The organism is Streptomyces sp. NBC_01217, from assembly GCF_035994185.1.
In the GTDB taxonomy this organism is placed as follows: Bacteria; Actinomycetota; Actinomycetes; order Streptomycetales; family Streptomycetaceae; genus Streptomyces.
The window spans coordinates 7,671,661-7,685,618 of the sequence record NZ_CP108538.1; the positions used below are offsets into that span (position 1 = coordinate 7,671,661).

Below are 13,958 nucleotides of genomic sequence, written 5' to 3' on the forward strand. Positions count from 1 at the left end.
CACGTACCCACGGCGGACGCCGCGATGTGACAGCCGCTCAGAACTCCTCGTGGACCTCGGGGTCCCCGCCGAACCGCTCCTGCGGCCCCGCCGAGATGCGCGCCAGCTCGTCCGCCGTCAGCTCGAACCCGAACAGGTCCAGGTTCTCGCGCTGCCGTCCCTGATCGGCCGACTTCGGGATCGGTACGGCACCGAGCTGCGTGTGCCAGCGGAGCACCGCCTGAGCGGGCGTCACACCGTGCGCATCGGCGATGGCGACCAGCTCGGGATCGGCCAGCAGGGCGTGGCCGCGGCCGAGCGGGCTCCAGCTCTCCGTGACGATGCCCTTGGCGGTGTGCACGGACCGCAGTTCGTCCTGCGGGAGGCGCGGGTGCATCTCGATCTGGTTGACGGCGGGCAGCACCCCCGTCTCCTGCTCCAGCCGGCCGATCTGGGCCGCGGTGAAGTTGGAGACACCGATCGAGCGCACCAGACCGTCCTCGCGGAGCCGGATCAGCGCCTTCCACGTGTCGACGTACAGATCGAGCCGGGGCAACGGCCAGTGGATGAGATACAGATCCACGTACTCCAGCCCGAGATTGCGCCGGGACTCCTCGAACGAGGCCAGCGTCGGCTCGTAACCGTGATGCCGGCCCAGGACCTTGGTGGTGACGAAGACGTCCTGTCTCGGCACGCCGCTGCGGGCGATCCCGCGGCCGGTGCCGGTCTCGTTGCCGTAGTTCAGCGCGGTGTCGACGAGCCGGTAGCCGAGGCCCAGCGCCCCGGCGACGGCCTTCTCCGCTGCGTCGTCGTCCAACGGCCAGGTGCCGAGCCCGACGGCCGGAATGGTGCGGCCGTCGTTCAGCGGGTGAGCAGGGGTCTCGGTCATGATCTCCCTTTTCGTTCGGAAACCTTCGGGGCCAGGGTAGGACGGACCGGGGCGCCGGGCGGGTACCGGTGCTGCCGGTCATGGCGGTGCCGGTACGGTGATCGTTCCGCGTGTGAGCCGTCGAGGTCTCCACAGCGTTTCCCACATCCTTTCCGCCGTGGAGAACCAGGAGAACCAGCCAGGTGTCCTCGATCGCCGTACCCGCCCTCGCCCCGCCGCGCCGTGCCTGGCTCACCGATCTGCCGGTGCTGCTCGTGGCGGTCGTCTGGGGTTCCAGCTATCTCGCGGCGAAGGGCATCACCACCGCGCAGACCGTCGTCGCCGTCCTCGTACTGCGTTTCGTCGTCGTGCTGCCCGTGCTGGCCGTGGCAGGGCGGCGCAGGCTGCGGGCGCTCAGCACGGCGCAGTGGCGGGGGGCCGGTCTGCTGGGCCTGGTCCTCAGCGCGATCTTCCTGGTGGAGACGTACGGCGTCGTGCACACCTCCGCGACCAACGCCGGGCTCATCATCAGCCTCACGATGATCTTCACCCCGCTCGCCGAGGCCGCCGTCACCCGCGTCCGGCCGCCCAGGGCCTTTCTCGCCGCCGCCGGGCTCTCGGTGGCCGGGGTGGCGCTGCTGACCCAGGGCGGCGGATTCACCAGCCCTTCGGCGGGCGATCTGCTGATGCTGGTGGCCGCACTCGCCCGTACCGTCCATGTGCTGCTGATGGCCCGCATCAAGTCGGTGCAGGGCGCGGACTCGCTGTCGCTGACCACGGTCCAGCTCGGCAGCGCGGTCGCCGTCTTCGCCGTGCTCGCCGCCGTGCCCGGAACCGGCGAGCCGCCATGGACGGTGGCCGCCGGGTTCGGCGTCCGGGAATGGGGCGGGCTGCTCTTCCTCTCCGTCTTCTGCACGCTCTTCGCCTTCTTCGTGCAGATGTGGTCGGTACGCCGCACCTCGCCGTCCCGGGTCAGCCTGCTGCTCGGTACGGAACCGCTGTGGGCCGCGGCCGTGGGCATCGCGATCGGCGGTGAACGGCTCGCTGTCCTCGGCATGGTGGGCGGGGTCCTGGTGCTCGTGGGCACCGCCTGGGGCCGCCGGTCGGTGACCCGAGCCGCTCCTTGAGCCGGGCGATGGCTCCGGCGACCGCTTGAGCCGCTCGGCCGCCGCACCACCGTCCGGTGGGCCGAAAGTCCCGCGTCGCGCGACTTTGGTCGCTCCCCGCGCCCGAATGGCCGGGGCCTGCGCCTGACCTGGGTAGTTTCGTCGTATGACGCGTACGGAGTACCGCTGGCTGCTGCCCTCGGCGATGGCAGACCCCGAGCTGCCCGGCGACCAGGGCGGCCGCAGGCGACGTACCGTGCGGGACTGGGCCGTCGACATCACCGCCTTCCTCGTCGCGGCCGGAATCGGACTGCTTTCGGCGTCGGCGATCGACGCCGACCACACCACCGCCGACGGCGTCGTCTTCATCGACTCCTTGATCGGGGCCGCCGCCTGCTGCGCCCTGTGGGTGCGGCGGCGGTGGCCGGTCGGCCTCGCGGTGGCCCTGGTCCTGCTCTCCACCGTCGAACCGGTCGCCGCCGGAGCCACGCTCGTGGCCCTGTTCAGCCTCGCCGTGCACCGTCCGTTCCGGCCCGTCGCGGCCGTCGGGGCGCTCGCCCTCGCCGTCGCTCCCGTACAGCCGTATCTGCGCCCTGACCCGGGCACCTCGTTCATCACGTCGACGGTCATCGGTGCGCTGCTGTCCCTGCTGGTGCTCAGCTGCGGCATGGTCGTACGGTCCAGGCGCCAGCTCGTCGTCACACTGCGCGAGCGGGCCCGCCGGGCCGAGACCGAGGCCGGGCTCCGCGCCGAGCAGGCGCAGCGGCTGGCCCGCGAGGCCATGGCCCGCGAGATGCACGACGTCCTCGCCCACCGGCTCACCCTGCTCAGCGTCCACGCCGGAGCCCTCGAATTCCGCCCCGACGCACCCCCGGCCGAGGTGGCACGGGCCGCCGGGGTCATCCGGGACAGCGCACACGAGGCGCTCCAGGACCTCCGCGAGATCGTCGGCGTCCTGCGCAGCCCCGACGAGAGCGACGGCAACCGACCGCAACCCACCCTCGCGACGCTGGACGCACTGATCGCCGAATCCCGTCAGGCCGGCATGAAGGTCACCCTCGACAACCGCGTCGCCGACCCCGCCGAGGCTCCCGCCGCCACCGGCCGCACGGTCTACCGCATCGCCCAGGAGGGCCTGACCAACGCCCGTAAACACGCCCCCGGCGCCGAGGTCACCGTCACGGTCACCGGCGGCCCCGGCGACGGGCTCACCATCGAGGTGCGCAATCCGGCGCCCACCGAACCGTTCGAACAGGTCCCCGGCTCCGGCCAGGGGCTCATCGGCCTCACGGAACGCGCCACGCTCGCCGGAGGTCACCTCGACCACGGGCCGGAGCCGGACGGCGGCTTCCTCATCCGCGCCCGGCTGCCATGGCCGGCCTGACCGCCGGACGGTTCCGGGCGGCCACGACAATCCCCGCCGAGTTCGGTACACGGGCCCGACAAGGGCATACCAGCCTGGTTACGGTGGTCGTCATGACCACCCCGACCCCCATGGACCCAGTGGCGCAGCCCGTCCGGCTGCTCATCGTCGACGACGACCCGCTCGTACGGGCCGGGCTCGCCCTCATGCTCGGCGGCGCCGACGACATCGACGTCGTGGGGGAGGGGGCCGACGGCTCCGAGGTCGCGGATCTCGTCGACCGGCTCCGCCCCGATGTGGTGCTGATGGACATCCGGATGCCGACCGTGGACGGGCTGACGGCGGCGGAGGAACTGCGGGCCCGTCCCGAAGCTCCGGAGGTCATCGTCCTGACGACGTTCCACGCCGACGAGCAGGTGCTGCGGGCCATCCGCGCCGGAGCCGCCGGCTTCGTCCTGAAGGACACCCCTCCGGCCGAGATCGTCGACTCGGTGCGGCGGGTGGCGGCCGGTGACCCGGTGCTGTCGCCCGCGGTGACCCGCCGGCTCATGGCCCGCGTCGCCGGGACCGGGAACGGCCGGGGCGACCGGGTGGACCGCGCCGAGCGGGCGCGCCAGCGGATCGCCGCGCTCGGCGAACGGGAACGCGAGGTCGCGATCGCCGTCGGACGCGGACGCTCCAACGCCGAGATCGCCGCCTCGCTCTACCTGAGCGTCGCGACCGTGAAGACACAGGTGTCCCGGATCCTGGCCAGATTCGACTTCAACAACCGTGTCCAGATCGCGCTGCTGGTGCACGACGCGGGCCTGCTCGACGACGACGGCAGCGACCCGGCGACATAGGCTGAAGCGGTTGATCGCATGCGATCGAGCCGATCAGACCGGGAGGGCGATCCCATGTCCGATGCCAGTGGCCGTGCCGATGTCGACGTCGATCTGCGCGGGGTCGAGGACTTCACCGCGAATCCCTATCCGTACTACGAGAAACTGCGCGCGGCAGGTCCCGTGCACACCGTCCGTACCGACGAGTTCGACCGGATCTGGCTCGTGGTGGGGTACGGCGAGGCCCGCGCCGCCCTCGCCGACCAGCGCCTCGGCAAGGAGTGGCGGGGGCTGATGGACCGGCCCGTCGAGAACCAGCCGATCTTCGCCAACATGCTGGAGCTGGACGCACCGCACCACACCCGGCTGCGCAAGCTCATCACCCGGGAGTTCACCGCACGCCGGGTCGAGTCCCTGCGCCCACGCGTCCAGCAGATCACCGATGAACTCCTCGACGCGATGGTGCCCGCCGGGCGCGCCGATCTCGTGGACGCGCTCGCCTTCCCGCTGCCCATGACCGTCATCTGCGAACTGATCGGCGTGCCGGACCTGGACCGCAGGACCTTTCGCCGGCTGACGAACGACATCGTCACCCCGGCCACGCCGCTGCAGGACGGCGAGGCAGTGGTCGCCATGGGCGCCTACCTCACCGAACTCATCGAGGACAAGCGCTGCTCGCCCGGTGACGACCTGCTGAGCGCACTGGTGAGGGCGCGTGACGAGGAGGGCGACGGGCTCTCGCCCGACGAACTCGTTGGCATGGCGTTCCTGCTGCTCGTCGCGGGCCACGAGACCACGGTCAACCTGATCTCCAACGGGGTACGGGCCCTGCTCCGCCACCCGGACCAACTGGCCGCGCTCCGCGCGGACTTCGGTCTGATCGACGGGGCTGTCGAGGAGATGCTGCGCTACGACGGGCCGGTGGAGACCGCCACGTTCCGCTTCGCCCGCGAACCGGTCGAGATCGGCCGGAGGGTCATTCCGGCGGGCGATCCGGTGCTGGTCTCCCTGGCGGGCGCCGACCGGGACCCCGGCCGCTACCCGGAACCGGACCGCTTCGACATCCGCCGCGAGACCCAGGGGCACCTGGCCTTCGGGCACGGCGTGCACTTCTGCCTGGGCGCGCCGCTGGCCCGGATGGAGGGCCGGATCGCGATCCGTACGCTGCTGGAGCGGTGCCCCGGTCTCGCACCGGACGCGGACGCCGGGGAGCCGGACTGGCTCCCGGGAATGCTGATCCGAGGGGTGCGCGCGCTGCCCGTCCGCTGGTGAGGTAAGAAGCTCTGTCATGACCGGACTTGATGTGCAGACGGCGCGGAAGGTCCTCGGCAGCCAGCCGTTCAGCGGGCTCGTCGGGGCGCGGATCACCGCCTTCGGGGACGGCGCCGCCACCCTCGAAGTGGACATCCGCCAAGAACTCCAGCAGCAGAACGGCTTTCTGCACGGCGGAGTCCTGGCCTACGCGGCCGACAACTCGATCACCTTCGCCGCCGGGACCACCCTCGGACCGGCCGTACTGACCGGGGGCTTCTCCATCCAGTACATACGGCCCGCCACCGGGCGCACGCTCGTCGCCCACGCCGAAGTCGTGCACTCCGGCCGCCGCCAGGCCGTGGTCCGCTGCGAGCTGTTCGCCGTGGCGGAGGACGGGGCGAAGACGCTCTGCGCGGTCGCCCAGGGGACCGTACTGTCCGCCACGCCGTCCTGAACTCCCGGCCCGGCTCCGGTTCGGTTCACCCCGCGGCGCGGGCGCCGGACCGGGCGGCCGCCCCGTCGGCGATCTCCGCGATCTCCGCGATCTCCACGGGGCGCCGCTCCCGGCGGGACACCTCGCACGCCTCCGCGATCAGCAGCGCGTACCACGCCTCGCGCCCGTCGCACGGATTGGCCAGCTCGCCCCGCACCACCCGTACGAACGCGTCCAGTTCCGCCTCGTACGCCGGGGCGAACCGGTCCAGGAAGCCCGGCCAGGGGCTGAGCGGTGCGGCGGGGCCCCGCGGTTCCGCTGAGGTGAGCGGCGTACGGTCGTCCAGGCCGACCGTGATCTGGTCGAGCTCGCCCGCCAGTTCCATCCGTACGTCGTAACCGGCGCCGTTGCAGCGGGTGGCCGTCGCCGTGGCGAGGGTGCCGTCGTCCAGCGTCAGCAGGGCCGCCGCCGTGTCGACGTCGCCCGCGGCCCGGAACATCGCGGGCCCGGCATCCGACCCGGTGGCGTACACCTCCGTCACTTCACGGCCCGTCACCCACCGCAGCATGTCGAAGTCATGGACCAGACAGTCCCGGTACAGCCCGCCGGAGAGCGGCAGATACGCGGCGGGCGGCGGCGCGGGGTCCATGGTCATCGCCCGTACGGTGTGCAGCCTGCCCAGGGCCCCGGCCCGCACGGCGGTACGCGCCGCCGTGTATCCCGCGTCGAACCTGCGCATGAAGCCCAGCTGGAGCACGCTCCCCGCCCGGTCGACCTCGCACAGCGCGCTCAGCGTTCCCGGCAGGTCCAGGGCGATCGGTTTCTCGCAGAACGCGGGCAGCCCCGCACGCGCGGCCCGGCCGATCAGTTCCGCGTGGGCCGATGTGGCCGAGGCGATCACCACCGCGTCCACCCCCGCGCCGAACAGCTCACCGGCGCTGTCCGCGGCCGTCGCGCCGAGACGCTCCGCGACCCCGGCCGCCCGCGCCCGGTCGGTGTCCGTGACCACCAGGGAGTCCACCGCGGGATGGCGGGCCAGCACGCCCGCGTGGAAGGAACCGATCCGGCCGGTGCCGATGAGTCCGATACGCATGGACCCAACGTGCCGCCCGCCGACTGCGCTGTCAACTATATGTCCTGACAAACCGAGTCCGTTCGCCGGTCATGCTGTCCGGCTGTCCGGACAACAGAACGACCTGACTACCGGAGGTCTTGATGTGAGGGTTACCCTCCACGCGTGCCCAAACCCACCACCGACCCCGCCGCACTCGAACTCGGTGTGGACCGCTCCAGCCCGGTTCCTCTCTACTACCAGCTGGCCCAGCAGCTGGAGGCGGCCGTCGAACAGGGCAGGCTCGCCCCCGGCAGCCTCCTCGGCAACGAGATCGAGCTCGCGGCCCGGCTCGGCCTCTCCCGGCCCACCGTCCGCCAGGCCATCCAGTCACTGGTCGACAAGGGGCTGATGGTCCGTCGCCGCGGCGTCGGCACCCAGGTCGTGCACAGCAGGGTCAGGCGCCCGCTCGAACTGAGCAGCCTGTACGACGACCTGGAGGCCGCGGGCGGGCACCCCACGACCCGCGTCCTGCGCAACACCGTCGAGCCCGCCGATGTCCTGGTCGCCGACGCCCTCGGAGTCGCGGAGGGCACCGACGTACACCTCGTCGAGCGGCTGCGCTACGCGCACGACGAGCCGCTGGCACTCCTGCGCAACCACCTGCCGCTCGGGATCGTCGACCTGACCACCGAGCGGCTGGAGACCACCGGCCTCTACCGGGTGATGCGCGGCGTGGGCATCACCCTGCACAGCGCCCGCCAGACCGTCGGCGCCCGGCTCGCCACCGCCGACGAGGCGGCCGCACTCGCCGAGGCCGAGGGAGCAGCCCTGCTGACCATGGAGCGCACCACCTTCGACGACACCGGGCGGGCGGTCGAATTCGGCTCCCACATCTACCGGGCCTCGCGCTACTCCTTCGATTTCCAGCTGCTCGTACGGTGACGACGGCCGCACGGCCCCGTTGACGTCTCGTACGCCCACCGCTAGAACTCCCCCAGCCGCATTCGGGCGGCGGGGAGAGAGGGCGGATCCACCAATGCGTACCAGTCGCAGGACAGCAACCCTGATCACCGCGGCCGCCATCGGCATCGGCCTCACCGTCACCGGATGCAGCGGCTCCGGGGGCAAGAGCTCCGAGGAGAAGCCCCAGGGGGCGAGCGGCGGAGGCAAGGCGGCCTCCACACCCCGCCTGAAGATCGCGATGGTCACGCACTCGGGGGAGGGCGACACCTTCTGGGACATCGTGCAGAGCGGCGCGAAACAGGCGGCGGCCAAGGACAACGTCGAGTTCCTGTACTCGGCGAACAAGGAGGGCAAGGAACAGGCCCAGCTCGTCCAGGCCGCCATCGACCAGAAGGTCGACGGCATCGTCGTCACCCTCGCCAAGCCGGAAGCGGTCAAGGACGTCGTCGCCAAGGCCGTGAAGGCCGGCATACCCGTCGTGACCATCAACTCGGGCGCGCAGTTCTCCAAGGAGGCCGGTGCGCTCGGACACATCGGGCAGGACGAGAAGGTCGCGGGCGAGGCCGTCGGCGAGGAGCTCAACGAGCGGGGCCGCAAGAAGGCCGTCTGCGTCATCCACGAGCAGGGCAACGTGTCGCTGGAGGAGCGCTGCGCCGGGGTGCGCAAGACCTTCAGGGGCACCGTCGAGAACCTCAACGTCGAGGGCACCAACATGCCCGCCTCCACCTCCTCGATCGAGGCGAAGCTCCAGGCGGACCGGGGCATCGACGCCGTCGTCACCCTCGGCGCGCCCTTCGCCGCCGCGTCCGTGAAGGCCAAGGAGGGCTCGGGCAGCACGGCGGAGGTCGACACCTTCGATCTGAACGCCGAGGTCGTCAGGCGGCTGAAGGCGAAGGAGGTCGGCTTCGCCGTCGACCAGCAGCCCTACCTCCAGGGCTATCTCGCCATCGACGAACTGTGGCTGAACAAGACCAACGGAAACGTCATCGGCGGCGGAAAGCCGGTGCTCACAGGCCCGGCGATCGTCACCGCCGACGACGTACCACAGCTGGAGGAATACACCGCGCGCGGCACCCGATGACCGCCCCGCGCACCGCTGCGCACACCCGGTGCCGGCACACGTGCCCCGCCCCTGCCGGGCGGGGCCGTCGGCGGCTCGGGGATACTTGGCCAGCCGGGCAGGGTGTGAACAGTCCCCGGCCCCACCAGGCAGCACAGCGAGCAGCACAAGAAGGGCACGGCGTCGTGGCAAGGGTTCGGACAGGGGTACGTGCGATGGGCGCCGTGCTTGCGGCGGTGCTCGGGGCTTCCCTCGTGGGATGCAGCAGCACCGGCGGCAAGCGGGCGGAGGAGCGCGCGGCCCGGGCCGCCGCCGAGGGCCGGTCCGCGGTGGACACGCCCCGCTGGACCTTCGCCATGGTCACCCACTCGGGCGACGGCGACACCTTCTGGGACATCGTCCAGCGGGGCGCCGAGCAGGCCGCCGTCAAGGACAACATCAAGTTCCTGTACTCGCACAACGACGAGGCGCAGCAGCAGGCCCAGCTCGTCCAGGCCGCCATCGACCAGAAGGTCGACGGGCTGATCGTCACCCTCGCCAAGCCCGACGCGATGAAGGACGTCGTCGCCAAGGCCACCAGGGCCGGAATCCCGGTGATCACGGTGAACTCGGGCTCCGCGGAGTCCAAGCGGTTCGGCGCGCTCACCCACATCGGCCAGGACGAGTCCATCGCGGGCGAGGCCGTCGGCGAGGAGCTCAACGCACGGGGCCGCAAGAAGGCTCTGTGCATCCTGCACGAGCAGGGCAACGTGGGCCACGAACAGCGCTGCGCCGGAGCGGGGAAGACGTTCGACGGACAGATGCAGAACCTGTACGTCGAAGGCACCAACATGCCCGACGTCCAGGCGTCCATCGAGGCCAAGCTCCAGGCCGACAAGGACATCGACGCGGTCGTCACCCTCGGTGCGCCGTTCGCCGACGCCGCCGTCAAGGCCAAGCGGACCGCGGGCAGCAAGGCCGAGATCGACACCTTCGACCTGAACGCCAAGGTCGCCACGGCCCTTGAGGACAAGACCCTCGGCTTCGCCGTCGACCAGCAGCCCTACCTCCAGGGGTACGAGGCCGTGGACCTGCTCTGGCTCTACCGCTACAACGGCAATGTGCTCGGCGGCGGCCGCCCGGTCCTCACCGGACCGCAGATCATCACCTCGAAGGACGCCGCCGAGCTGGCGGAATACACGAAGCGGGGGACCCGATGAGCACGATCGCCGGACCACCCGCCCAGGCCGGGACCGACGAGCGGCTGCTGCGCACCTCGACGCTGCGCGGACTCCTCGGCCGCCCCGAGCTGGGCTCGGTCGTCGGCGCCGCGGCCGTCTTCATCTTCTTCTCGATCGTCGCCGACAGCTTCCTGCGCGCCTCCAGCCTCGGCACGGTGCTGTACGCGGCCTCCACCATCGGGATCATGGCCGCGCCGGTGGCGCTGCTGATGATCGGCGGCGAGTTCGACCTCTCCGCCGGTGTGCTGGTCACCAGCTCCGCGCTGATCTCGTCGATGTTCAGCTACCAGATGACGGCCAACGTCTGGGTCGGCGTCCTGGTGTCGTTGCTGGTCACACTGGCCATCGGGGCGTTCAACGGCTTCATGCTGACCCGTACCAAACTGCCCAGCTTCATCATCACGCTCGGTACGTTCCTGATGCTGACCGGCCTCAACCTGGGCTTCACCAAGCTGATCAGCGACACCGTCTCGACGAAGACCATCGCCGACATGGAGGGCTTCGACTCGGCCCGTCGGGTCTTCGCCTCGCAGTGGACCATCGGCGGCGTCGAGTTCAAGGTCACCATCCTGTGGTGGGCCGCGCTCGTCGCGATCGCCACCTGGATCCTGCTCCGCACCCGCTTCGGCAACTGGATCTTCGCGGTCGGCGGCGAGGCCGGCGCGGCCCGCGCGGTCGGCGTCCCGGTGATCCGCACCAAGATCGGGCTCTACCTCGGGGTCGCCTTCGCCGCCTGGGTCTCCGGGCAGCATCTGCTGTTCTCGTTCGACGTGGTGCAGTCCGGCGAGGGCGTCGGCAACGAGCTGATCTACATCATCGCTGCCGTCATCGGCGGCTGTCTGATCACCGGTGGTTACGGCTCCGCCATCGGCTCCGCGGTCGGTGCCTTCATCTTCGGCATGACCAGCAAGGGCATCGTGTACGCGGAGTGGAACCCGGACTGGTTCAAGTTCTTCCTCGGAGCCATGCTGCTCCTGGCCACCCTGCTCAACGCATGGGTACGCAAGCGCGCGGAGGCGACGAAATGACGGCCCCCCAGGCACCGGCCGGCCCGGAGACGCCCCACCGGGCGCTCGTCGAGCTGGACCACGTCAGCAAGTTCTACGGCAACATCAAGGCCCTGACGGACGTCTCGCTGGAGGTGCACGCGGGGGAGATCTCCTGTGTGCTCGGCGACAACGGCGCCGGCAAGTCCACCCTGATCAAGATCATCGCGGGACTCCACCGGCACGACGCCGGGACCTTCCGCATCGAGGGCGAGGAGACCACCCTCGCCAACCCGCGCGACGCCCTCGACCGCGGCATCGCCACGGTCTACCAGGACCTGGCCGTCGTCCCCCTGATGCCGGTCTGGCGGAACTTCTTCCTCGGCTCCGAGCCGACCACCGGCGCGGGCCCCTTCAAGCGCCTCGACGTGCGGCTGATGCGCGAGACGACCCGCTCCGAGCTGCTGCGCATGGGCATCGACCTGCGCGACGTCGACCAGCCGATCGGCACGCTCTCCGGCGGTGAGCGCCAATGCGTCGCCATCGCCCGGGCCGTCTACTTCGGCGCCAAGGTCCTCGTCCTGGACGAGCCCACCGCCGCGCTCGGCGTCAAGCAGTCCGGGGTCGTCCTCAAGTACGTCGCGGCCGCCCGCGACGCGGGTCTCGGCGTGGTCCTCATCACCCACAACCCGCACCACGCGTATCTCGTCGGTGACCGGTTCGTCCTGCTCAAGCGGGGCGCCATGGCCGGCAGCCACACCAGGGAGAGCATCACCCTGGACGAACTGACCCGCCAGATGGCGGGTGGCAGCGAGCTGGAGGAGCTCAGTCACGAGCTGGAGCGGGCCCCCGGCCCGACCCACCTCGGCGGCCACCCGGTGACCGACGACCCCCGGTAGCCCCGGCCGGTCCCGGCCCCCGCGTACCCGGTCGGCCAGCCGCGGCGCCCCGGCAGTGGCAGAATCGAGCCAGACGGGCGCCGTCCGCCGCCGGGAGCACCGCCCCGGCCCTCCAACCCCGCAGGGACGATGAGCACGTACCGCGACTTCACGCACCGCGGCTCCGCCCGCGCCACCGTCCTGCGGACCGTAGGCACCCGCGAGCGGCGCTCGCACCTCACGGCGCCACGGGTCCCCACCGTCGGCATCGACATCGGGGGCACGAAGGTGATGGCCGGCGTCGTCGACGCCGACGGCAACATCCTGGAGCAGCTGCGCGCCGAGACGCCGGACAAGTCCAAGAGCCCCAAGGTCGTCGAGGACACCATCGTGGAGCTGGTCCTGGACCTCTGCGACCGGCACGATGTGCACGCCGTGGGCATCGGCGCGGCGGGCTGGGTCGACGCGGACCGCTCCAAGGTGCTGTTCGCCCCGCACCTCGCCTGGCGCGACGAACCGCTGCGCGACGCCCTCGCCTCCCGCCTCGTCGTCCCCGTCATGGTCGACAACGACGCCAACACCGCCGCCTGGGCGGAGTGGCGCTTCGGAGCGGGCCGCGGCGAGGACCACCTCGTCATGATCACGCTCGGCACCGGCATCGGCGGCGCGATCCTGGAGGACGGTCAGGTCAAGCGCGGCAAGTACGGCGTCGCCGGTGAGTTCGGCCACATGCAGGTGGTGCCGGGCGGCCACCGCTGCCCCTGCGGGAACCGCGGCTGCTGGGAGCAGTACAGCTCCGGCAACGCCCTGGTCCGCGAGGCCAGGGAACTGGCCGCGGCCGACTCCCCGGTGGCACACGGCATCATCGAGCGGGTCAAGGGGAACATCCCCGACATCACCGGACCGCTCATCACCGAACTCGCCCGCGAGGGCGATGCGATGTGCGTCGAGCTCCTCCAGGACATCGGGCAGTGGCTCGGCGTCGGCATCGCCAATCTGGCCGCCGCGCTCGACCCCTCCTGCTTCGTCATCGGAGGCGGCGTCAGCGCCGCCGACGACCTGCTGATCGGCCCCGCCAGGGACGCCTTCAAACGCCACCTCACCGGCCGCGGCTACCGCCCCGAGGCCCGGATCGCAAAGGCGCAGCTCGGCCCGGAGGCAGGTATGGTCGGCGCCGCCGACCTCGCCCGGCTGGTCGCCCGCAGATTCCGCCGTACCAACCGCCGCCGCGTCGAGCGGTACGAGCGGTACGCGCAGATCTACGACCAGGCCACGAGCACCATCCGTAACACGCGCAACACCCGCACCTCCTAGGGATCCCCAGAGACATGACCGCAGCCCAGCACCCCGTCCTGCCGCGCCAGTCCTCGCCGCCCGACGACGACAAGCCGACGCAGGACCGGCGCCGGGTGATCCGCCGCCGTCTGATCACGGCGACGATCATCGTGCTGCTCATCGGCATTCCGGCCGGCTATCTGCTGATCTCCGCGGGGCAGAGCCGCCGCGCAGGCCAGAACAAGGAGGCCGAGGCCTCCGCCCAGGGGCTCAGGGAGGGCTGGCCGTCCCGGATGCAGCGCCGGATCTTCGAGCTGCCGATCCCCGGAAACGCCCTGGACATGCGGTACTACGAGACCAACAACTGGAAGGCCAGCCGGCTGTACGTGGAGTTCCGCACCACGTCCGCCGGGCTCGACCGGTTCCTGAGCCGGCTGGGCAGCGGGCGCGCCGCCCTGGAGACCGGCGAGGTCAGCGTCGGCACCCGCGATCAGAAGATCACGGGCTGGAGCTTCGGCCCCGGCGTCGAGTGGGCGGGCACCACACACACCAACAAGGACCCGCGGCCCACCCAGAACATCACCGTGAACATGACCGATCCGATGAACCCTGTCGTGTACGTCGTGTCCGCGGCGACCCCCTGACCGCAGGCCGGTACACCGCGCGCCGGGGGGCGTGGAGAACTGTCGTCGGGCACG

Annotated in this window: 14 protein-coding genes; 12 read left to right on the forward strand and 2 right to left on the reverse strand. The window is 71.2% G+C overall.

The features are described from left to right. Positions 1-37: 37 nt before the first annotated feature. A complete protein-coding gene (locus OG507_RS34330; protein WP_327370996.1) occupies positions 38-868 on the reverse strand; it encodes an aldo/keto reductase in 831 nt (276 codons plus the stop codon). A gap of 182 nt (positions 869-1,050) precedes the next feature. Between OG507_RS34330 and OG507_RS34335 the strand changes: the two genes are divergently transcribed. The 5 genes from OG507_RS34335 to OG507_RS34355 all read left to right on the forward strand — a co-directional run bounded on the left by OG507_RS34335 (position 1,051) and on the right by OG507_RS34355 (position 5,845). Beyond that, positions 1,051-1,974 carry a DMT family transporter gene (locus OG507_RS34335; RefSeq protein WP_327370997.1) on the forward strand — a complete coding sequence of 308 codons (924 nt, stop codon included), beginning with the start codon at positions 1,051-1,053 and terminating at the stop codon, positions 1,972-1,974. 145 nt (positions 1,975-2,119) lie between these two features. Further along, complete coding sequence (locus tag OG507_RS34340) at positions 2,120-3,337, forward strand: sensor histidine kinase (RefSeq protein WP_327370998.1); 1,218 nt, start codon at positions 2,120-2,122, stop codon at positions 3,335-3,337. A gap of 92 nt (positions 3,338-3,429) precedes the next feature. Continuing rightward, positions 3,430-4,158 (forward strand): response regulator transcription factor, encoded by a 729-nt coding sequence (locus OG507_RS34345; RefSeq protein WP_327370999.1) that lies wholly within the window; start codon positions 3,430-3,432, stop codon positions 4,156-4,158. Positions 4,159-4,212: 54 nt separating this feature from the next. Continuing rightward, entirely contained in the window at positions 4,213-5,409 is a 1,197-nt protein-coding gene (locus OG507_RS34350) for a cytochrome P450 family protein (RefSeq protein WP_327371000.1), read from the forward strand. A gap of 16 nt (positions 5,410-5,425) precedes the next feature. Continuing rightward, positions 5,426-5,845 (forward strand): PaaI family thioesterase, encoded by a 420-nt coding sequence (locus OG507_RS34355; protein ID WP_327371001.1) that lies wholly within the window; start codon positions 5,426-5,428, stop codon positions 5,843-5,845. A 25-nt stretch (positions 5,846-5,870) separates the two neighbouring features. Here OG507_RS34355 and OG507_RS34360 read toward each other — a convergent pair whose 3' ends face one another. Further along, positions 5,871-6,917, reverse strand: coding sequence for a Gfo/Idh/MocA family protein (locus OG507_RS34360; RefSeq protein WP_327371002.1), 1,047 nt, complete (start codon positions 6,915-6,917; stop codon positions 5,871-5,873). Positions 6,918-7,061: 144 nt separating this feature from the next. Here OG507_RS34360 and OG507_RS34365 point away from each other — a divergent pair, with 144 nt between their 5' ends. From OG507_RS34365 to OG507_RS34395, 7 genes are all read left to right on the forward strand, one after another. Then, positions 7,062-7,820 (forward strand): GntR family transcriptional regulator, encoded by a 759-nt coding sequence (locus OG507_RS34365; protein ID WP_327371003.1) that lies wholly within the window; start codon positions 7,062-7,064, stop codon positions 7,818-7,820. Between the two features lie 94 nt (positions 7,821-7,914). Beyond that, on the forward strand, positions 7,915-8,922 hold the full coding sequence (locus OG507_RS34370; RefSeq protein WP_327371004.1) for a sugar ABC transporter substrate-binding protein: 1,008 nt from the start codon (positions 7,915-7,917) through the stop codon (positions 8,920-8,922). Between the two features lie 164 nt (positions 8,923-9,086). Next, entirely contained in the window at positions 9,087-10,100 is a 1,014-nt protein-coding gene (locus OG507_RS34375) for a sugar ABC transporter substrate-binding protein (RefSeq protein WP_442811062.1), read from the forward strand. Beyond that, positions 10,097-11,149, forward strand: a complete 1,053-nt coding sequence (locus OG507_RS34380) for an ABC transporter permease (protein WP_327371006.1) — start codon at positions 10,097-10,099, stop codon at positions 11,147-11,149. Before OG507_RS34375 ends, OG507_RS34380 begins: the two co-directional genes overlap by 4 nt. After that, positions 11,146-12,006 carry an ATP-binding cassette domain-containing protein gene (locus OG507_RS34385; protein ID WP_327371007.1) on the forward strand — a complete coding sequence of 287 codons (861 nt, stop codon included), beginning with the start codon at positions 11,146-11,148 and terminating at the stop codon, positions 12,004-12,006. The genes OG507_RS34380 and OG507_RS34385 overlap by 4 nt, the downstream gene beginning before the upstream one ends. Before the next feature lie 129 nt (positions 12,007-12,135). Next, positions 12,136-13,299, forward strand: coding sequence for an ROK family glucokinase (locus OG507_RS34390; protein ID WP_327371008.1), 1,164 nt, complete (start codon positions 12,136-12,138; stop codon positions 13,297-13,299). A gap of 14 nt (positions 13,300-13,313) precedes the next feature. Next, positions 13,314-13,904 (forward strand): hypothetical protein, encoded by a 591-nt coding sequence (locus tag OG507_RS34395; protein WP_327371009.1) that lies wholly within the window; start codon positions 13,314-13,316, stop codon positions 13,902-13,904. The last annotated feature ends 54 nt before the right edge of the window (positions 13,905-13,958 follow it).